Raw genomic sequence first — 19,631 nt, 5'->3', positions numbered from 1 at the left:
CCGCCCCGGCGGCCCGCCAGCGGCTGGGGGTCAATGCGCTACCTCGGCATCTTCCTCGTCTGCCTCGCCTCCATCGCGTTCGAGATCTTCCTCGTGCGCCACTTCGCCATCACCAGCTGGAGCGAGTACGGCTACTGGGTCATCTCCATGGCCATGGCCGGATACTCCATGAGCGGGGTGCTGCTCTGCCTTTTTGGTCCGGCCTTCCAGCGCAGGCAGCAAGCGCTCTTTTGCGCCCTTCCCGCGGCCATGGCCCTGTGCTGCGCCCTGGGCTACGCGGCCCTGGGCCGCATTCCCTTCAACCCGCTGGAGCTGCAGAACCAGGTGCTGGTGGCCGGGCAGATGGCCAACATCGGCCTGTACTACCTGGCGCTGTTTCCCTTCTTTTTCCTCTCCGGGCTGTACGTGGGGCTCACCTTCCTGGCCCGCCAGGACAGCATTCCCAAGGTCTACACCGCCGATTTGGTGGGAGCTGGCCTTGGCGCGGCGACCCTGCTGTGCTGTCTGGCCTGGATGCCGCCCTTCCTGACCCCCCTGCTGCTGCTGCCGCCGCTGCTGCTCGCCGCGCTCACAAGCCTGCCGGGAAAAGGCGCGTCCCGCCTGGGCGTGGCGGCGCTGGTCCTCTGCGCTGGCGGCGTTTCCGCCTGGATCGTGGCGGTCCACAACGGCGCGGCATACAGTCAGTACAAGCCGGTCTCCATGGCCTTGAACGTGGAAGACAACCGCGTGCTGGCCGAACTGCGCAGCCCGCGCGGGCACTACCTGCTGCTGGACAGCTACCTGGAGCGCCACGACACGGACCTTTCCAACAATTACGAGCTGCTGGGCGCTGGCGGACCGCCTGCGGCCCTGGGCCTGTACCGCGATGGCGAGCGCCTGGCCGCCCTGCCGCGCACAGGGGCCTGGGACACGGGCTACCTCTCCGCCAGCCTGGACAGCCTGCCGTACCTGCTGCGTCCCGGTTCCAGGGTGCTGCTGGCGGGCTGCCGGGGCGGCTTCCGCCTGCGCGAGGCCGTGGAGCTGGGAGCCAGCCGGGTGGACAGCCTGGAAAGCGATCCGGTGCTGCTCTCGCTTCTGCTCGCCCACGGTCCCAGCGCGCCGCCGCGCGGCAGCGAACTGCGCCTGCCCCTGCAGGAAGGCCCTCCCGCGGTTTCCGAGGAGGACGCCGCGCCGCCCATGGCGGCCCAGGACGCCGACGAATACGTTCCCGTCCCAGAGGACCAGGAGCCCCTGGGCAGCAGCGCCCCAGCAGGCCGCGCCGCGCCCCCGCGACTGGGGTCGCCCCTGGCCCTGGAAAACGGCGCGTCCTACGCCGTCATCGACGTTTCCCCCGAGTTTCTGGACCAGGGCCAGGCCAACAAGTACCTGCTGACCACCGAGGGCGTTTCCCGGCTGCTGACGGCCCTCACGCCAACGGGCGTGCTTTCGCTGCCCATGGGCATCGGCGAACTGCCGGTCTACGCCATCAAGGCCGCGGCCACGGTGCGCGCAGGGCTTATGCGCACGGGCGTCGCCGACCCGGCCCGGCACATGCTGGTGGTGCGCAGCGCCTTCACCGCCCGCATCCTGGCCTCGCCCATGCCCTTTTCCCCGTCGGACATCGCCGCCGCACGGGCCTTCGCCGCCGCACGCAGCTTCGACACGCCCCACTACCCCGGCATCGATCCGGCCACGGCCGAAGTGTTCAACGACCTGCCGCCCGTGTCCTTCGATACCGCCACCAGCAACGCCGAACAGCCCGGATCGGACGGCTTCCGCCCGCGCGACGCCCTCATGGACGACCTCGCCGAGCTCATGAACGGCCGGGTCGAATCCTCAAGCTTCCGGTTCTTCGACCTTTCCCCCAGCACCCAGGACCGGCCGTTTTTCCATGAGATCCTGCGCCTGCAAAACATCGGCCCGGTGCTGGCGCGCATTGACCTCCTGCCCCGGCAGGAAGTGGGCTCCCTGGTCAACCTGGCCGTGCTGGCCCAGGCCGCCCTTTTCGCCGCCGTGGTGTTCCTGCTGCCGCTTACGCGCAGGCGGGGCATGGGCTCCATCGGCACGGGGCGCCTGTTCTCCGGGTTCGGCTATTTCCTCTGCCTGGGCCTGGGCTTTCTGTTTGTGGAAATCGTGCTCATCGAGCGGTTCACCTTCTTCCTGAGCGACCCGGCACAGGCCTTCGCCCTGGTGCTTTCGGCCATGCTCGTGGCCTCCGGCCTGGGCAGCGCCTTTTGCGGACGCTTCGTCGCCCGCCCAAGGACAGGCATCCGGCTGGCCTGCGGGGCCACCGCCGCCCTGGCCGCGATGCTCGCCCTGCTGCTGCCTGGGCTCCTCAACGCCGCCCTCACCTGGCCCGCAGCGGCAAAGGCCGCCCTTACCGTGGGCCTGGCCGCGCCCCTTGGCTTCTGCATGGGAATGCCCTTCCCCCTGGGTTTGTCCACCTACAGGGGAACCGCAAGCCCCTTCATCCCCTGGGCCTGGAGCGTCAACGGCGCGCTTTCCGTCGTGGCCACCCCGCTGGCCACCCTGCTGGCCGTGAGCCTGGGCTACACCGTGGTGTTCGCCGCCTCCGTAGGGCTGTACGCCCTGGCCGCGCTGCTGGCGCCGGACAGGACAGAGACGTAGCCCCTTTCGCACCCGAACGCGCCCGGCCCCCGGCATTGACGCCACAGCGCAGCCAGGGCACACTCGCCACATGACGCTTTTGGGCTTCGACCTCGAAGGGCAGGTCATCCGCCCCCCGGCCGAGGCCGAAAGCCTGCTGCTGCAGGCGACCCTCGGCTGTTCGCACAACCGGTGCGCCTTCTGCCCGGCCTACAAGGGCAAACGCTTCGGTTTCAAGGCTCCCGAACGCCTGCGCCAGGCCATGGACCACGCCGCCGCCCACATGCCCATGCTGCGGCGTGTGTTCCTCTGCGACGGCGACGCCCTCATCCTGCCGCAAAAACGCCTTGAAACCCTGTTGACCGACATCCGCCAGCGCTTGCCCCAGGTGGCGCGCGTGAACGCATATGCCAACGCCAAGGCCCTGGCCCGCAAATCCGACGCCGACCTGCGCCGCCTGCGCGAGCTGGGCCTTTCCACCGTGTACCTGGGCCTGGAATCCGGCTCGGACGCCGTGCTCGCCGACATGAACAAATGGGGCGACGTGGCCGAACACCTGCGCCAGGCCAATCGCGCCAAGAACGCCGGACTGCGCCTCTCCGTCACTGTGCTGCTTGGGCTGGCGGGCCTGGGCAAACACGGCTCCCCGGCCGAGAAACACGCCCGCGCCACAGGCCAGGTGCTCTCGCGCATGGATCCGGAACAGGCGTCCGCCCTGGCCCTCATGGTCGCGCCCGGCACGCCCCTCTTCGAGCGCGCGCGCCAGGGCGGCTTCACCCCGCAAGACGATGCGGGGCTGCTCCATGAGCTGCTCTGGCTTCTCGAAGAAACCAGCCTTACGGGCGGGCTCTTCTTCTCCAACCACGCCTCCAATCCCCTTCGGCTGCGGCTGCGGCTCCCGCGCGACAAGCAGGCCGGACTCGACGCCGTGCGCCAGGCCCTGGCAGGCAAAACGGCCCTGACGCCGCGCGCGTACCGGAGGCTGTAAACGAAATGAGGGGGCGCCGCCCCCAGCACCCGGTCTCAAGGGGAGAAATGCCCCCCATGACGATTCGCCTGGATGCTTACCGCAGAATTGTCCCCAGCCGCTGTGGATGGTTGACAGGCATCACAGGCCCGGAACGGCCGAGAGTCTTCCAGCATGGCGGCAAAGGTGAGGTTGGCTGGTTGCAACGTTGCAAACGTTCAGTGCATCCATAAAAGCGCCGCCTTCTCCGCCAACCCAGAGCGGCGCTTGCGTGTCCGGCTTTAGCCGAGGGCAAGCTCCGCCTTCATGTTTTGTCGCCCGACGAAAACCATTGGTTCTTCCCACTGCCGCCCGGTCCCGCACAATCCTTGCAGGACCGGACGGCAGTCTCTCGTTGATGGGGGGCTATTTTCCGATTGCCGAACTTTTGACCTCCAGACCGTGCCCACGGCCGGCCTCGAATTTCACGACATAGGCCCCGTCAGGTTTCTTGAAGCTGAACTCGCTGTCCTGGTTCATCTTTCCTTCCGCCACGATCTTGCCAGATGCGTCCGCCACGCTCATCTTCACGCCAGCGGCAGAAGCACCATTGGAAAAACCACCCTGACACGTAATCGTGCCGTCGCCGTTGTCGGAGCAAGCGCACTGGGGCGCATGGGCCCAAGCCAGGGCCGAGACCAAAAGCAATGCGGTCATGGTTGCGCCCGTAAAGATTTTCTTCATCATGAGAAGCCTCCTCTGGATGTTGAAGGGATGGGGGTTTGAGAAATATGTGCGCGCGTGCATCCGCTTTCCGGCACCAGGGCCATGGCCGCCGTGGCGAGGACGCACACCCCGTAGAAGGTCCACATGGCCTGCCAACCCGTGAGGCCAAGCAACGTTCCTCCGGCGAAGACCAGCGTGGCTACGACCAGGCCCAGCAGCGTCTGGTAGCCCAGGGAAAAGAGCATCCACCCCGTGGAGTTCGCCTGCAGACGCACCATGACCGACGCCGGAATGCAGGGCGGGTACAGGGCCATGAACAACATCAAGGCCAAGGCGTGCAGGGGCGTCATCCCCTGGGCAAGCCCTCCCTCGCCGTCCAGACCATAGATGGCCCCCAGGGTGGCGGCGCTGTTCTCCTTGGCCGCAAAGGCCGAAAGCAGCGCGATGTTCACCCGCCAGTCGAAACCCGCAAAGCGCGTCACCGGTTCCAGGGCGCGCCCGGCCATGCCGAGAAAGCTGGCCTCGAAGCCTTGGGTGCGCAGTTCCCGGCGCAGGCGCTTGCGGGTGGCGTCCACCGTGCGCAGCGCGCGGGACAACTGCCGCGAGTCAGCGGACGTGCCGCGCAGGATCTCGAAGTAGAGCGGGTTGCGCTTCAGGAAGGCTGCATCCGCCGCATCGGCCCGGACCTGGCCCGCTCCGCGCCCGGCCTCGCGCAGGGCCTCCCGAAAGAGCAGCAGCTCCGGCACGTCCTGCGCGCCCAGCCTGCCAGCGTAGGCGGTTGCCTCGGCCTTGGCCAAAAAGGACCGCACAGCCGTGTCGGCTTCGGCTTCGAAGCGCGCCCTTGCTTCCGTCCCGATGCCCGGATAGCTGATGAGCGCAAAGACCACCACGGCCACCGCCAGCACCACGGTGACGATCTTCTTGACGAAGAGCAGCACGCGCTCCACGGCGCGCAGCAGCACGCCCTTGACCGTGGGCAGGTGGTAGGGCGGCATCTCCATGATGAAGGGGGCGCTTTGCTTCTTGCGCAACACGGTGAGGGACAAGACTTTGGCCACAGGCAGGGCCATGAACAGCGTCACCGTGGCGATGAAGAACAGGGCCAAGCCTGCGCGCTCGGCGAAACAGGCGTCGATGAGCAGGAGGTAGAGCGGGACCTTGGCCAGGCAGTTCATCATCGGTGTGATGAGGATGGTGGCCAGGCGGGCGCGTTCGTCCGGGATGGCCTTGGTGGCCATGACTGCGGGCACGGCGCAGCCGCCGACATAGACCCCGCCCAGAATCAGCGGCAGCGTGGACTGGCCGTGCAGCCCAAAGCGGCGGAACACCCGATCCAGAATGAAGGCCATGCGCGGCATGTAGCCGCTGTCCTCCAGCACGGCGATAAGCGCGAAGAGGATGAAGAAAATGGGAAGGTAGTTGAGAATGGAGGTGACGCTCTTCACGCACCACAGGCCCAGCTCGCGCAGAAGCGGATCGTCCAAAAAGCCGGGCGCTGGCAGCAGGCGAGCGGCCAGGGACTCCAGCGCGCCCCAGAACGGCCAGACCTGGGCGGACACCCAACCGCCGAACACGATGGACGCCTGGTACAGCAGAAACAAAATGGCCAGAAGCACCACCGGACCGAGGTAGCGCTGGCACACTACGGCGTCCACGCGCTCGGTGAGGGTGCGGCCGGAGGCGGGTGATGAACTCGTCGTCAGCCGCGCCAGTTCCCCTGCGGCCCGGTGCCGTGACCGGGCGATATGGTCCGCCGCTGTCTGGCCGTGCCGGACCTGAAAATTGTGGCGCAGCGTTTGCGCCTCGGCCAAAAGGCCGGACGCCTCGGGACTCAGCGTGCGCAACAGCTTCTCAGCCTCGGCATCCCCTTCCAACAGCTTGATGGCCAGCCAGCGCGGCGGGCAGCGCGAGGCCAGGACAGGGTCGCCGGACAGCCGCTCCGCAAGCGCGCCGATGCACGGCTCAAGGGAGCCGTACCCGGCCTGAAAAACTTCCGGCCCTGGGGTTTGCCCGGCCAAGCCGTCCAGGGCGGCGCCGATCTCCTCCGCTCCCTTGCCCTTCTTGCCCACGGCCGCAATGGCCGGAACCCCAAGACGCCTCGAAAGGCCGTCCACGTCCAGGCGGACGCCCCGGCGTCCGGCCACGTCCATCATGTTCAGCACCAGCACAAGAGGCCTGCCCATCTCCAGCAATTGGAGCGTCAGGTAGAGGCTGCGCTTAAGGTTCGAGGCGTCGGCAACGTCGAGAACCACTCCAGGCCCGTCGTGCAGCAGAAAGTCCCGTGAAACCCGCTCCTCAAGGGAGTACGAACTCAGACTGTACGTGCCGGGCAGGTCCACCAGCTCCACTTGCAGGTCGCCCGTCCGGAACCGGCCCGTCTTTTTCTCCACGGTGACGCCGGGGTAGTTGGCCACATGCTGGCGCGCCCCGGTGAGCATGTTGAATATGGTCGACTTGCCGCAGTTGGGCTGCCCGGCCAAGGCGACGAGAACGCGTTGGCAGCTCATGCCGGACGGACCTCAACCAGGCGCGCCTCGGCGCGGCGGATGCTCACGCAGCAGCCATCAAGTTCGATCTCCACGGGATCTGTCAGCGGGGCATGGCGCAGCATCACCACTGCGGAGCCAGGGCAGAACCCAAGGTCGGTCAAACGCTGGCCCAGCGGCCCTTCGGCGGTCATGCGCCGGATGACGCACCGCGCGCCGGGTTCAATATCGCAAAGCGTCACTGTATTCTCCTTGCATGTGTCAGCACACGGCGGGCCAAGCGTCGCCCGGCAACGCCATCAGCAATCGCCAGGCGCATGCCATTTCTGGTGGGAGCGCCCCCTTCTTGGAGGCGCGCCGGAACCGCAAGCGGCTTGGGGTCACCCCTGCCGCAGATTAAAGGCCACCGGGATGACCAGCACCAGTTGGTCGCGCTGGATGGTTTCCGGAAAGGGAGGGAAGGGCGCGGCCTTCTTGACCATGCGCAGCACTTCTTGATCCAGCGCCTCCAGGCCGGAGCCCCGTTCGATGTGGCACGCCAACACGGCACCTTCCCGCGCGAGCACGAAACGCACCAGCACAGTGCCCTCCCTGCCGCGCCGTCGCTCCTGCTCCGGGTAACGCTTCACCCGTTCCAGCCGGGCGACGATCTGGCCAAAGTAATTGCCCGCGCCACGCCCGGAACCGAAGGTCGCATCGCCCCCAGCACCGTAGTGCCCCCCCGGGCCAGTGCCGGAGGCGCTGCCCCCAGCGGAACCGCCAGCCCCGCCGCCGGGGTGCTCCCGCTTGTCCGCATTTGCGCTGTTCTCCGCCGTGGGCAGGTTCGCCTGCAGCTGTTCGCTGGCGGCGGCTGGGCTCACGCTCTCCACCAACGGCTTTGCCTGCTGCGGCAGGGCGTGCGAAGTTGCAACGCGCTGCTGGGGTTTGCGCGCGGCGGGAGCGGCCTTTGCCTGTGGTTTGCTTGCGGCGGCGCGCGTGCTTCCGGCTCCACCGGGCAACATCACCGACGTCAGGTTGACCTTCGGCATGATGATGCTCTCTTCGGCGGCAGGAGCGTAGGTCATGGCCGTGGCCAGCACGAGAACCAGCGCGTGGGCCAGCACCGAGATGCACAGCGCCCGTCCCCCATGCGTCGGGGGAGGGGCAAGACATTCAGCGCTCACTGCCGCCTGAAGCCGAGGGCCCGCCTCCCCGCTCCGCGCCGACGGCCTGTGCGCCTTCAGCAACGAGCGAGATGCTGGCGACTCCTCCCTGTCCAATGACTCCGAGCAATTCCATGATGCGTCCATAATCCAGCTCCTTATCGCAACGTACATGCACCGTGCGCCCCGGGTCCTCCGCAGTCATGCGCGTGAGCTTCTCCGGCAGCGTGGCGCTGTCTGCGGCTTCGTCCCCAATGAAGATGCGCCCGTCCTTATCCATGCTCACCACCAGAGGCTCCTTGGGTGGCGCAAGGGCCGCGGCGGATGACTTGGGCAGACTGAGCGGCACCCCGGCCATCATAAGCGGTGCGGCCACCATGAACACGATGAGCAGCACCAGCATGACATCGATGAAGGGCGTGACGTTGATTTCCGCGATAAGGCCCGAGTCATCGCCACCATCCGTCATCGCGCCGTCATGAGGCTTCATGAGAATCCTCCGAAGGCGCTGCGGGAGCGCGCCGAACGACCGTGGCGATGGTCAGGGACAAGCGCCTGGACAGGCCGCGAAAGTCAGAAGCGATCTTGTTGTACGCCACCGAAGCGGGAATGGCCGCCGCCAAACCCGCAGCTGTGGTGAACAGCGACTCGGCTATGCCTGGAGCCACAACGGCCAAGCTCGTGTCGTTGGTTTGGGCTATGCTGATGAAGGAATGCATGATGCCCCACACTGTGCCGAACAGACCGATGAAGGGCGCAGCCGAGCCGATGGTGGCAAGATAGGGCAGACGCGCCTCGACACGCATCAGCTCCTCGGACAGGGCATCGCGCATGGCCCGTTCGGTACGGTCACGGCGATCAATGTCGCTCTCCCCCGCGCGTGGAGCGTCCCACTCCGCCCGGCCCTGAGCCAGCACCAGTCCCGGCAGTCCTTCGCCCTTCAGCTCGCTGAGGACGAAAGCGCCGCTTTTGATGCGGGCGTTGAATTCGCGAACCTGCCGCCTGTAACGCAGCAGCAAGGAGACCTTTTCCACGATGATCCCCCAGCAGACAGCGGAACAGAGGATCAAGACGACCAGCACCCCCTGGACGACACCCGTGGCTTGAGAAAAAATCCATCCTAAAGACAATTCAATCGGAGGCATTCCAAACAACCCCTTCTGTCGATGTTTACGGTTCCCCGCACCAATCTACTCCCCCCGCCCCTTGGGGCGGCCCAATGCGCTACGCAGACGGCCCCTTGTCCACCGTCACCACCTGCAGCGCTTCGTGCCCCTGCTCCCACTCTTTGCGCTCGGCCATGCTGGGCCGGAACACGCGGTACAGGCCAACGCCCACCAGGATAGTACCCACCCCATAGAGTGCGATCACAGGCCGACTGAACAACGAATGCGCCACAATCCAAAGGTTGCCGCAGATGAACACCAGAGGTGTGATGGGGTAGCCCAAGGTCCTGTACGGACGGGGCAAGCCCGGCTCCGTGAACCGCAGGCGCAGCAAACCGGCAACGGTGAGCATGGACGAAAGCGACAAGGTAAAGCCGATGTACACAAGCAAGCCGTCGAAGGACGCGCTCAGAATCATCACGATGGCGATTCCCGCCTGAAACATGATGGCCTGAGCAGGCGTGCTGCGCCGCTCGTTTACGCAGCCGAAGCAACGGAAAAACAGGCCATCGCTGGCCATTGCGTAATACACGCGCGGCCCGGCCATTATCATGGCGCTGACCACGGACAAAAGGCCCAAGGCGATGGCCACTCCGACGAAGGCGCCCGCGACAGGGCCGAAGAGCGCCACTGCCGCGCTCGTGCCGAGTTCTATTGTCCCGCGCATGCGCTCCACCGGCAGGGCGTACACATACACCAGGTTCAGCAGCAGGTAGAGGCCGGTGACGAACACCGTGCCCAGGACCAGCGCGCGCGGCAGGTTGCGCTCCGGGTTGCGTATCTCTCCGCCCAGGTAGGCCGCCGCGTTCCACCCGCTGAAGGCGAACGACACAAAGATCAGCGCCACGGCGAAACCGCCATTCAGGGACAGCGAACCGCCTTGAAACAGCGAGCTCAGACGGGTGGCGTCGCCCGCGCCAAAGCACAGCCCCCCCACGCCGAGGCCCAGGATGAAGACGACCTTGAAGGCCGTCAGCAGATTTTGCACCCGCTGGCCCAGGCGCAGGCTGTGGTAGTGCACCAGCGAAAGCGCCACCACCACGCCAATGGCCAATACCGTGGACAAAGAGACCGTGGCCCATTGACGGCCGCCGAACTCCAGCACGAACCAGGGCCTGCTTTCGCCACCCAGAAAGTAGGTGGCGAAAGCTATGGCCGCGGCGGCTATAGGAGCGGAAAAACCGACGATGAGCGAGATCCAGCCGGACAGGAAGGCGGGCAGCGGCCCGAAGCTGCGGCGGAGGTACGCATATTCGCCTCCGGCGCGCGGCAGCATGGCCCCCAGTTCCCCATAGCACAGGGCCCCGGTCAGGGCGAACAGGCCACCGACGATCCAGCATGCGAGCATGGAGCGCGCATCGCCCAATTCCGCCATAATGAAGCCCGAGGTGGTGAAGACGCCGGTGCCCACCATGTTGGCCACCACAAGCACTGTGGCCGAACAAAGGCCCAACTCGCGCTTCAGCCCGCCCGATCCTGCCAGCCGCGTTTTCATTTCAGAAAGTCCCCGACATAGATCAAATGCTCGAAGGGCAAGGGAGCGTTCCCCAGTTTCGCGACGATTTCATCCAGTGTGGATTTGAGCACAGCCTCCTTTCCAGCCGTTCCCGCGTTGGAGACAATGGCGATGGGGGTGTCGCCGGGGTAGCTCTGCTTCAGCTGGCGCACCACCTCGGGCAGGTCCAGACCCATGGTGAAGAACACCATGGTTGACTGGGACTCCGCGAGCTTCGCCAGGCTGTCGCCGCCGCCGCCGCCCCTACCGCCCCTGGCGGCGGTAAGCACCACGGAGTGGCTGGCCTTGCCATTGGTAACGCCCGTACGGAGCGCCGCGTTCGCCGCATTGAAGCTCGAAAGTCCCGGCACGACAGTCGGATTCAGGTCCGCGAACTCCCGCAGATAGCAGGTCTGTGGGCCAAAAATCATGGGGTCGCCGTTATCCAGCACGGCCACGGTTTTGCCTGCGGCCACGGCCTCACGAATGATGCGGCGGGTCTTTTCGCGCTGGGCTTCCAACTCGGCCGGATTCTTGCCGCCGCGCGTTGGGCCGCCGAACATGCCGTGCCCGGCGTCGTGCACGTCTTTGCCCTTCAGGTATTCGGCGTACTTTTCCGCTGTCCCCTTCATGGCGAAAATGACGCTCGCTTTCGCTATCGTCTTGTGCGCACGCAGGGTCATGTTGTCGGGGTCGCCCGCGCCAAGCCCGACAAGGAACAACTCGCCTTTGGCCGGGGCAGAAGCCCAGGCCGACACGGCCGCGAAAGCGATAAGCGCAGCCATGGTCATTGCGAGGAAGGTGAACCGGGAGCGTTTGCGTTGCATTGATGTGTCTCCTTTTTTGGGTTGCTATGGCTTGATGCGAAGCTAGAACTTGTACGAGACGCCAAGGCGGATATCGCGTCCCGGTTCTTCCACCACGCCGGTGGAGCTGTAGATGGTGGTCTGGTCGCAGTAGCTGGTGTCGAGGAGGTTGTTGACCACGAGGTTGAGGGTCAGGCCAGGAGTCCACGAAGGCCTCCATTCGGACTGGATGGCGTGCAGGCTATACCCCGGCCGTTCCGGCTGGCCGCTCACGTCCGTAAGTCTGGCCACGTAGGTGAACGTGTAGCCCAGGCTCAGGGTGTCCAGGGCTTGCCAGCGGTTGTCCCACACAAGGCGGTCACCGGTGGAGGCCGCCAGGCGGCGGATCACGGACACCGGATTGCCGAATTCGTCCTTGGTGCTCACATGCGTGTAGCCAAGAGTGGTCTCAAATTCGGGCATCCCCCAGCCCGCTTTGGCCTCCCAGCCCTTGGAGGAATACGGCCCGGCATTGTAGACGCTGCCGATCACCCCGCCGGGGCCGCCCGTCGCAGTGATGCTGTTCTTCATGCGCGTGTCGAACACGCTGCCCTCAAGGCGAAGATGGTCGTCCTCGAGAAACAGGCCCTCGGTGCGGTAGCGCAAGCCCCCGTCGATCTGCTTAGAGAGTTCCGGCTTGGTGATGTTGAGTTTCGTGGCGGAGGTGATGTTGGACATCCAGCCAGCAGGGATGATGCCGCTGGCGCGTACGGCTTCGCCATAGTTGGAAAAGGCCGTGAGCCCCTTGACCAGTTCGTATTCAAGGCCGAAGTTCGTGCTTCCGCGCGAGCCGCTGAGCTCGTTAGCCCCATATGTGGCGTCATAATCGTCGATGCGTCCGCCAAAGCTCACGCCGAGCGGCCCTATGTTCATCTTGTTTTGTGCGAACAGGGCGAGATTCTTTGAGCCGTTGTGGGCGTGTATAACGCCGGAAGCCACGCTCCTGAGGTCTTCTGAAGTGACATCTGTGCCCACTGTGAGGCGGTGTGACGTGGGGCCGATGTTGAAGGCCATGACGTTACGAAGCGCACCACCAACGCCGTCACTTGAATACCGGCTCCCGCCGTCTCTGTTTTCTACTGTGTCGGCGTTGTAGTAGACGTTCATTTTCATATCGATCCAGGGGTTTCCCGGAGCGTAACGATGGTCGAGAGTATATGACTCGCGCGTCGTGAAGACATACACCGGTGGAGTATTTGAAAAGCCCATATCGCTACCATTGCTGCCCCAGACATACAGTCCTGAGTCGCTTTTGCGCTCTGCGCTGACACGTAAACTATGTCCGTCAAGATCAAGCAGACTGTACTTGGCGAAGTAGTCGAGATCTTCTCCTGCAGTGTTTGGAGCTGTTGCTCCGCTGCCGGTCTTGTAGTCCCTCTTGTCCGTTGCGGAGAAATGCGCATAGAGGCCGGAATTCTCGCTAAGCATCCCGTACACAGTGCTGCCGCCACTCCAAGACTGGTCGCTGCTGGCGTATCCGGTCCGCACGGTTGCGCCCACCTCCTTGCCAGGGGCGAGCAGATCCTGGGCGTCCACGGTCTCCATGCTGATGGCGCCGCCAAGCGCTCCGGGGCCGCGGTCCGCTCCGGGGCCGGTCTGCACCTCGACACGCTTCAGCAGTTCCGGATCTAGAGTGGAAAGCCCGCTCTTATGCTGGTGCAGGTTGCCCCCCTGACGCGCACCGTCGATGGTGATGTTCAGGTTCGAGGACTCAATGCCGCGCAGATAGAGCCGTTGCGCGTTGCGACCGCCGCCGCTGACCACCACCGAGGGTTCGTTGACGAATACTTCCGCGAGGGTCTTGGCCTGTGTGCGCTGAATGACTTCAGTCGATACTTCGCGAACGTCAGGCCGCGTGTTCGTCGCGTCCACGTTGAGGGTTGGCAGAGTCTCGACGCTTGCGGCGGCGGGCCCCAGCACCACAACTCCATTCTCCGCAACGTGGAACGACAGGCCCGTGCCGGACAGCAACGTGGTCAGGGCATCATGAGGCGTGTGGCTTCCAGAGAGACCACGGGTGGTTTTCCCTGCCGTGACACTCTTGTCGAAAGACAGGCGCAATCCGGATTGCTTGCCCAAAAGCGGCAAAGCCGTATCGAGAGGACCCGCCGGAATGGCGTACGTCCGAACAGACGCCTTGGCTGCCTGGACGGCTTGGGCAAAAGCCGGGGAGGGGACTGCAACTCCCCCCCCGGCGAGCACCACGAAAGCGACGAACAGCGCACCGCCCACGCGCGCCAACGCCCTGCCTCCTCCCGAAAAGGTGAGCACGGCGGACGCCCGTTTGTGTGTCCTGTTTCGAGACGCTTTCCGTTTTCGTAGCAACAATTTCATTGGGGGGATCTCCTTCCTTTTATACTGTTTGCATAGGTGGACGACCGTTTCGCGCCTTGCCCACCTGTGCCGTATTGCCTGTCATCTTCCTTCCTCGCGCCTGCATGGCCGCCCCGGAGAGGGGCAGCCGCCCCACACCTGGAATGGTACGGCTGGCGAAATTCCCGATCTGAAGTCGGCGTTTCCCGTGCTCTTTCAAAAGTGGATCGTCCTCATACCCGGATCACCATGTAGGTATTTTGTGCAACCCGCTGCACAGATAACCATTCAATTTCAAAGAAGAATGTGGCAGACCTCTATTGAAAATGAATTCCATTGTCAACAAATGCCGCCGAAAAAAATTCACATCGTATGTGAAAATTGCGCCTCAAAATGAAATCTCCAAGGCGTCCAGCATATTACCTGGGGGGGGTAAAGACTTATGTTTCGGAAAATGGTGACGAACGATTGTTTGGCCTTCGTTCGAGTGGAGACACGGCTTCAGTGGATGGCCTTCGCTGGCCCCCCTGAGGCCGAACGATACGTCGCTCCCCCTCTTCGGCGCGCGCATGGCCCGAAACCGCATAGGCGAACCAAACGCCCAGGTCCTAAAACCAGGGGCGCTTGTGACCTCCCCCCACTTCGCGAGCGCAAGGAGGACATTCCCGGCCTGGTGGAGTACTTTCTGGGGCAGCTGTACCCCGAAAAGCCGCCCTACAACATCTCGCCCCGCGCGGCGGAGCGCATGCTGGCCTATCATTGGCCGGGCAACGTGCGCGAACTGCGCAACGTCCTCGAACGGGCCATCATCCTGTCGGAGAACCGCCTCATCACCGTGCAATGCCTGCCCCAAGACATCGCCAAAAACAGCGAAGGCACGGAGAACGGCAGCCCGTTCCCCACCATCGCCCAGAGCGAGAAGCGGCTCATCCTGCGGGCGCTCGACCATCTGGACGGCAACCGCACCCTGGCGGCCAGGATGCTCGGCATCGGCCGCAAGACCCTGTACCGCAAGCTCCTCGAATACGGCATTCCAGGCTGACAACGCCCGTGTCATGGTGACACGGGCGCGGCCCGAAGCCCCGACGCCATGAATCGCCGGAGCGCATCATCCGCCTGGCCCTGCGGCGGCAAGCCCGTGGGCGCGGAATTGCTGGCCGCCAGGGGGGCCGGGCTGAACGTCTCGGCTACGGCCCCGCCATCGGCGGGTAGATTCGGTCGGACCGTCAGCCCACGTCGACTCTGCCGGCGGCGCTTGAAATGTCATTGTGACCCGCGCGGCGCAGCCGGTTGAGTCACTCCGACCCGCGTGGCCCAGGGGCTCGGCTCGCACCCGAGGCGAAGCAGCGCCAAGCCAGGTCGGCAAGTCAGGCAACACAACGAAATACAATATAAAAATTCGTCTCATTCGCCTAACGCGCCAGGCTTTCATACGGCAGCGTGGGCTGGTCCCGATCTTGCTTTGGCTGGCGCACCGCAGTTCGACGCGCGAGACGGGGGAGGGGCCGCAGCCCCCTCTTCCGGGCGACATGAGAGGTGTCTGCACCGTGCCCGGCCGCGGATGCGAGATGGAGGAGTCTTCTTGGCGCATGCTGTAATGCACGCCATGAGGAGCAATGGATGTTGCCCCGCCACCATTATGTCAATTACGACATAATAAAGCGAATCAACAAGGAAGGGGTGCTTGATGGATAGGACACAGAAACAGTCCGGAAAGTGAATTGTCGCCTATATTGGGGGTCGGCAGAGAACGCCACATGCAGGGAACAGATCAAGAGATGTGGTCTGGCGGAAAGTCAGGCATTGACCACATGTCAATCTTGGCATAGCAAATCAAGAACACGTTCTTATCACAGGAGGAACTCATGAGACATGCGTGCGCGATCACCGCAACAACATTTTGCTTGACCATCGCTTTGGTGGTGGCCGCAGGCGGTTCCGCCCTCGCCGCCTCCCCTTCCGGCAAGCTCATCATTTTCCACGCCGGGAGCCTCTCCGTGCCCTTTGCCGCCATGGAAAAGGCCTTTGAAGCGAAATACCCAGGCGTGGACATCCAGCGGGAGTCCGGCGGCTCCACCAAGCTTGCCCGCCTCATCTCCGAGGTCGGCAAGCCCGCAGACATCATGGCCTCCGCTGATTTTGCGGTCATCAACAAGATCCTGATCCCCAAGTTCGCCTCGTGGAACGCCCGCTTCGCCTCGAACCAGATGGTCCTTTGCTACACGGACAAGTCCCGCTTCGCCAAGGATATTTCCAGCAAGAACTGGTACGAGATACTGCAAAAAAAGGACGTGTCCTGGGGACACTCGGACCCCAACCTGGACCCGTGCGGCTATCGCGCGCTCATGGTCCTCCAGCTGGCCGAAAAATTTCACAAAAAGCCTGGGTTGAACGAGGCTCTGCTCGCCAACCGGCCCATCAAGAACGTACGCCCGAAGTCGGTCGAGCTCGTCTCGCTGCTCCAGGCCGGGCACATGGACTATGCCTGGGAGTACATGTCCGTGGCCGTGCAGCACGGGCTCAAGTACGTCACCCTGGACGACCATTTGAACCTGGGCAACTTCCAGATGGACCCGTTCTATGCGCAGGCCAAGGTCAAGGTGACCGGCAAGGAGCCGGGCACGTTCATGGAGCTCACGGGCGACTCCATCACCTATGGCGTCACCATGCTTGACACGGCACCGAACAAGGAGGCCGCCCAGGCGTTTCTGGCCTATCTCTTCTCCCCCGATGGCGGCCTCAAGATCTTGAAGGAAATGGGGCAGCCGCCCTTCATCCCGGTCAGCATCAACAAGGAAGGCATAGACAAGCTTCCCGCCGCGCTCAAGCCCCTCGTGAAGGTTGGCAACTAATCCCAAAATGAAACGCATCATGAAACGGAGAGGCCCTGCGGTCCTCGGGGGCCTCTCCGCATCCGTTTTCCGGTTCTGGTTCGTCAGTTCCCTCGTCCTGGTGCTGCTCTACATCACCTCGCCCCTGGTCAGCACCATCGCCGCGCCCACCTGGGAGGGCTTCACCAAGACGCTGGCGGACCCGGAAGTGCTGCAATCGGTCTGGCTGTCCCTGTCCACGGCGGGCATGGCCGCCGGCTTGGCGCTGTTTTTCGGCACGCCCCTGGCCTATGTCCTGGCCCGCTATGATTTTCCCGGCAAGAGGTTCGTGGAGAGCCTCATCGACCTGCCCATCATGATCCCCCACCCGGTGGTGGGCATCTCCCTGTTGACCCTGACAGGACGCGACACTTGGTTCGGCGGCGTCATCGCCGACCTTGGCGTGGAGATCATGGGCACCACGACGGGAATTGTCGCGGTGCTGCTCTTTGTGGGCCTGCCCTTCTACGTGAACACGGTGAAGGCCGGCATCGAGTCCGTGCCGCCCCGGCTGGAAAACGTCTCACGCTCCCTTGGCGCGGGCTGGGCCCAGACCTTTTTCCGCATCACCCTGCCCCTGTCCTGGCGGCATATGCTGGTCGGCATGATCATGTGCATCGCCCGGGCCATCAGCGAGTTCGGCGCCATCATCATCGTGGCCTATCACCCCATGACCGCGCCGGTGCTCATGTATGAACGCTTCACGGCGTACGGGCTCGCCTGGTCGCAGCCCGTGGCCGTGCTCCTGATTCTTGCGAGCATGCTGTTGTTTTTCTTGTTGCGCCTGTTCTCGCTGCCCAAGGGGAGCCTCTCGTGATCCATATTCAAGACGTGTGCGTTGAGCTGCCCGGCTTTTGCGTGCAGGACGTGAATCTGCATATCCAGCCCGGGGAGTTCTTCACCCTCATCGGCCCCACCGGCTCCGGCAAGACAGTGCTCCTGGAGAACCTGGCCGGGCTTGTCCCGGCGACGCGTGGCCGAATCCGCATCAGTGGGCGGGACGTGACCGCCCTGCCGCCGGAGAAGCGCGCGGTGAGCCTGGTCTATCAGGACCATTCCCTGTTCCCGCACCTCACGGTGCTGGAGAACGTGGCTTACGGGCAGCGCTATCAAGACATCGACGCTGAAACAGGCAGAAAGGAAGCCTTCCAGCTGCTGGACAGGCTCGGGCTGGTCCAGCATGCCCACCGCAAGCCGCTCACACTCTCCGGCGGGGAAAAGCAGCGGGTTTCCATCGCCCGGGCGCTGGCCTGCCACCCGAAGCTGCTTTTGCTGGACGAGCCCCTGTCCGCGCTGGACCCGCAATTCAAGGCCGGCCTCCGGCAGGAGCTCAAGGCCCTGCATCGCGACACCGGGCTCACTGTGCTCATGGTCACCCACGACTTCCTGGACGCGTTCACCTTGGCGGACCGGGCGGGCGTCATGCACAATGGAAGGCTGGAGCAGGTGGGCACGGTGAAGGAGATCTTCCGTCGGCCCGCAACGCCCTTTGTCGCAGAATTCGTGGGCATGGCAAAAATATTGTTCGCCACCTTCCAGGAAAACCAAAGCCTGTTCACGGAACAGGCGGCGTCCTGACGCGAGCCCAAGGCCTAGCCTTTGCCGCAGGGGGGGCCCGCCCGCGATCGCCCTTCGCCGCCGCCAATCGACACAGCTTGCCCGAACGAACAGGACGGGACAAAGCCCCACCCCCGACCCGGAACACACACACCCACTGGCTCTGCGGGCGGCGAAAAAGCAATTCTCCGGCAGTGCCGACATTGACCCGGTGCAAGCCAAGAAGCAGTTTGCCGACTTGGTGGATGAGGTCGTTCGTCAGTTCACAGCACGATCCGGCGTCGCCGTTGCTATCACCGTCGAAATCAGAGCGAGTTCTGCCGCGGGTTTTGAGGATGAACTGCACCGCTTGGTCAAGGAGAATCGCAGCGTGCTTCGGTTCACGGTTATGGAGTTCGATGAGTAGAGACAGGCTGCTTCTGGAAACGGCATGACGAACACCCCAGGCGACCCAAAATGAGACGCCTGGGGTGCTCGAAAATTTCAGGGCATACAGAGGCTACTTCTGCGGGGAATTACTGACTTTTTAGTAGAACCCCCCGGCGGGGTCGAAGGGGCGGAGCCCCTGGGTTTCGCTCGCCCCGGCTATTCGCCCAGGCCCATTTCGCGCAGGAAGGCGGGGTCTTCGGTCCAGTCCTCGCGCACCTTGACCCACAGTTCAAGGTGCACGGGGCGTTCGAGCATGATTTCCAGCTCCAGCCGCGCGGCGGAGCCGATCTTCTTGAGCATCTGCCCGCCCTTGCCGATGACCATGCCCTTGTGGCTGCTGCGCGCCACGTGGATGCAGGCGTTGATGCGCACGGGGCCGGTTTCGGGCTCCTCCCAGAGCTCAATTTCCACCAGGGTATTGTACGGCAGCTCTTCTTCGAGTTCGAGGAAGAGCTTTTCGCGAATGGTCTCCGCGGCGAGGAAGCGCACGGAGGCCGTGGAGAGCTGGTCTTCCGGGTACTGGGCCGGACCTTCTGGCAGGGTCTTGGTGATGGCGGCCAGCAGTTCGGGAACGCCGTCGCCGGTCTGGGCCGAAACAGGAAAAATTTCAGCCTGGGGAAAGGCCTGGCCGATGCGCAGGAGCAGGGGCAGCATTTTTTCCTTGGGCCGTATCTGGTCCACCTTGTTGGCGGCGATGAACACGGGGCGGCCCACGCGGGCCACGGGATCGGTGAGGGGGCGGATCTCGCGGTCGAAAAGCTGCGGCTTCTTGGCGTAGAGGGCGAGGTCCAGGATGAGCACCACGCAGTCGGCCTGGTGCAGCGCGCCCCAGGCGGCCTCCAGCAGCAGGCGGTTCATGCGCCCTGCCATGCGGTGCACGCCCGGGGTGTCCAGAAACACGATCTGGGTGTCTGGCGTGGTGTGGATGCCGCTGATGGCGTTGCGGGTGGTTTGCGGCTTGGGGGAGACGATGGCCAGCTTCTGCCCCAGAATATGGTTCATGAGGGTGCTTTTGCCCGCATTGGGCGGGCCCATGAGGGCCGCGTGTCCGAATCGATGGGTGCTCATAC

Annotated in this window: 17 protein-coding genes; 7 read left to right on the top strand and 10 right to left on the bottom strand. The window is 64.2% G+C overall.

Going from position 1 to position 19,631, the window contains the following annotated elements:
• The first annotated feature begins 33 nt into the window (after positions 1-33).
• Together CHB73_RS08265 and CHB73_RS08260 are read left to right on the top strand one after the other, a co-directional pair.
• Positions 34-2,607, top strand: coding sequence for a hypothetical protein (locus CHB73_RS08265; protein WP_089273996.1), 2,574 nt, complete (start codon positions 34-36; stop codon positions 2,605-2,607).
• Positions 2,608-2,677: 70 nt separating this feature from the next.
• Complete coding sequence (locus CHB73_RS08260) at positions 2,678-3,574, top strand: radical SAM protein (RefSeq protein WP_089273994.1); 897 nt, start codon at positions 2,678-2,680, stop codon at positions 3,572-3,574.
• 384 nt (positions 3,575-3,958) lie between these two features.
• Here CHB73_RS08260 and CHB73_RS08255 read toward each other — a convergent pair whose 3' ends face one another.
• The 9 genes from CHB73_RS08255 to CHB73_RS08215 all read right to left on the bottom strand — a co-directional run bounded on the left by CHB73_RS08255 (position 3,959) and on the right by CHB73_RS08215 (position 13,663).
• Complete coding sequence (locus CHB73_RS08255; protein ID WP_327438374.1) at positions 3,959-4,279, bottom strand: hypothetical protein; 321 nt, start codon at positions 4,277-4,279, stop codon at positions 3,959-3,961.
• Positions 4,276-6,765, bottom strand: coding sequence for a ferrous iron transport protein B (feoB, locus tag CHB73_RS08250; RefSeq protein ID WP_089273992.1), 2,490 nt, complete (start codon positions 6,763-6,765; stop codon positions 4,276-4,278). The genes CHB73_RS08255 and feoB overlap by 4 nt, the downstream gene beginning before the upstream one ends.
• Complete coding sequence (locus CHB73_RS08245; RefSeq protein ID WP_089273990.1) at positions 6,762-6,986, bottom strand: FeoA family protein; 225 nt, start codon at positions 6,984-6,986, stop codon at positions 6,762-6,764. Before CHB73_RS08245 ends, feoB begins: the two co-directional genes overlap by 4 nt.
• Positions 6,987-7,124: 138 nt before the next feature.
• Positions 7,125-7,907 carry an energy transducer TonB gene (locus CHB73_RS08240; protein WP_179216959.1) on the bottom strand — a complete coding sequence of 261 codons (783 nt, stop codon included), beginning with the start codon at positions 7,905-7,907 and terminating at the stop codon, positions 7,125-7,127.
• Positions 7,897-8,376: an ExbD/TolR family protein gene (locus CHB73_RS08235; protein ID WP_089273986.1), complete on the bottom strand. Its 480-nt coding sequence runs from the start codon at positions 8,374-8,376 to the stop codon at positions 7,897-7,899. Before CHB73_RS08235 ends, CHB73_RS08240 begins: the two co-directional genes overlap by 11 nt.
• Positions 8,363-8,920, bottom strand: coding sequence for a MotA/TolQ/ExbB proton channel family protein (locus CHB73_RS08230; RefSeq protein ID WP_179216958.1), 558 nt, complete (start codon positions 8,918-8,920; stop codon positions 8,363-8,365). The genes CHB73_RS08235 and CHB73_RS08230 overlap by 14 nt, the downstream gene beginning before the upstream one ends.
• 190 nt (positions 8,921-9,110) lie before the next feature.
• A complete protein-coding gene (locus CHB73_RS08225) occupies positions 9,111-10,547 on the bottom strand; it encodes an APC family permease (RefSeq protein ID WP_089273982.1) in 1,437 nt (478 codons plus the stop codon).
• On the bottom strand, positions 10,544-11,374 hold the full coding sequence (locus CHB73_RS08220) for an SAM-dependent methyltransferase (RefSeq protein ID WP_089273980.1): 831 nt from the start codon (positions 11,372-11,374) through the stop codon (positions 10,544-10,546). Before CHB73_RS08220 ends, CHB73_RS08225 begins: the two co-directional genes overlap by 4 nt.
• Before the next feature lie 42 nt (positions 11,375-11,416).
• Complete coding sequence (locus tag CHB73_RS08215) at positions 11,417-13,663, bottom strand: TonB-dependent receptor (protein WP_179216957.1); 2,247 nt, start codon at positions 13,661-13,663, stop codon at positions 11,417-11,419.
• Between the two features lie 484 nt (positions 13,664-14,147).
• On the opposite strand from CHB73_RS08215, the gene CHB73_RS17375 reads away from it, so the two are divergent.
• The 5 genes from CHB73_RS17375 to CHB73_RS16755 all read left to right on the top strand — a co-directional run bounded on the left by CHB73_RS17375 (position 14,148) and on the right by CHB73_RS16755 (position 18,538).
• The gene (locus tag CHB73_RS17375) at positions 14,148-14,747 is read left to right on the top strand and encodes an AAA-type ATPase lid domain-containing protein (RefSeq protein ID WP_089273975.1); all 600 of its coding nucleotides are present in this window, start codon (positions 14,148-14,150) and stop codon (positions 14,745-14,747) included.
• Positions 14,748-15,570: 823 nt separating this feature from the next.
• Positions 15,571-16,557 (top strand): tungstate ABC transporter substrate-binding protein WtpA, encoded by a 987-nt coding sequence (gene wtpA / locus CHB73_RS08205; protein ID WP_089273973.1) that lies wholly within the window; start codon positions 15,571-15,573, stop codon positions 16,555-16,557.
• Between the two features lie 19 nt (positions 16,558-16,576).
• Entirely contained in the window at positions 16,577-17,392 is an 816-nt protein-coding gene (locus CHB73_RS08200) for an ABC transporter permease (RefSeq protein ID WP_089273971.1), read from the top strand.
• Positions 17,389-18,153, top strand: coding sequence for an ABC transporter ATP-binding protein (locus CHB73_RS08195; RefSeq protein ID WP_179216956.1), 765 nt, complete (start codon positions 17,389-17,391; stop codon positions 18,151-18,153). The genes CHB73_RS08200 and CHB73_RS08195 overlap by 4 nt, the downstream gene beginning before the upstream one ends.
• A gap of 190 nt (positions 18,154-18,343) precedes the next feature.
• Positions 18,344-18,538, top strand: a complete 195-nt coding sequence (locus CHB73_RS16755) for a hypothetical protein (protein ID WP_089273967.1) — start codon at positions 18,344-18,346, stop codon at positions 18,536-18,538.
• A gap of 179 nt (positions 18,539-18,717) precedes the next feature.
• On the opposite strand, the gene era is transcribed toward CHB73_RS16755, so the two are convergent.
• Positions 18,718-19,629, bottom strand: coding sequence for a GTPase Era (gene era, locus CHB73_RS08185; RefSeq protein ID WP_089273965.1), 912 nt, complete (start codon positions 19,627-19,629; stop codon positions 18,718-18,720).
• Positions 19,630-19,631 lie beyond the last annotated feature (2 nt).

The sequence above is a fragment of the Humidesulfovibrio mexicanus genome (assembly GCF_900188225.1).
Classification (GTDB): Bacteria; Desulfobacterota; Desulfovibrionia; order Desulfovibrionales; family Desulfovibrionaceae; genus Humidesulfovibrio; species Humidesulfovibrio mexicanus.
The sequence above is the reverse complement of the archived record's forward strand: the minus strand, read 5'-3'. Positions and strand labels throughout refer to the sequence as shown.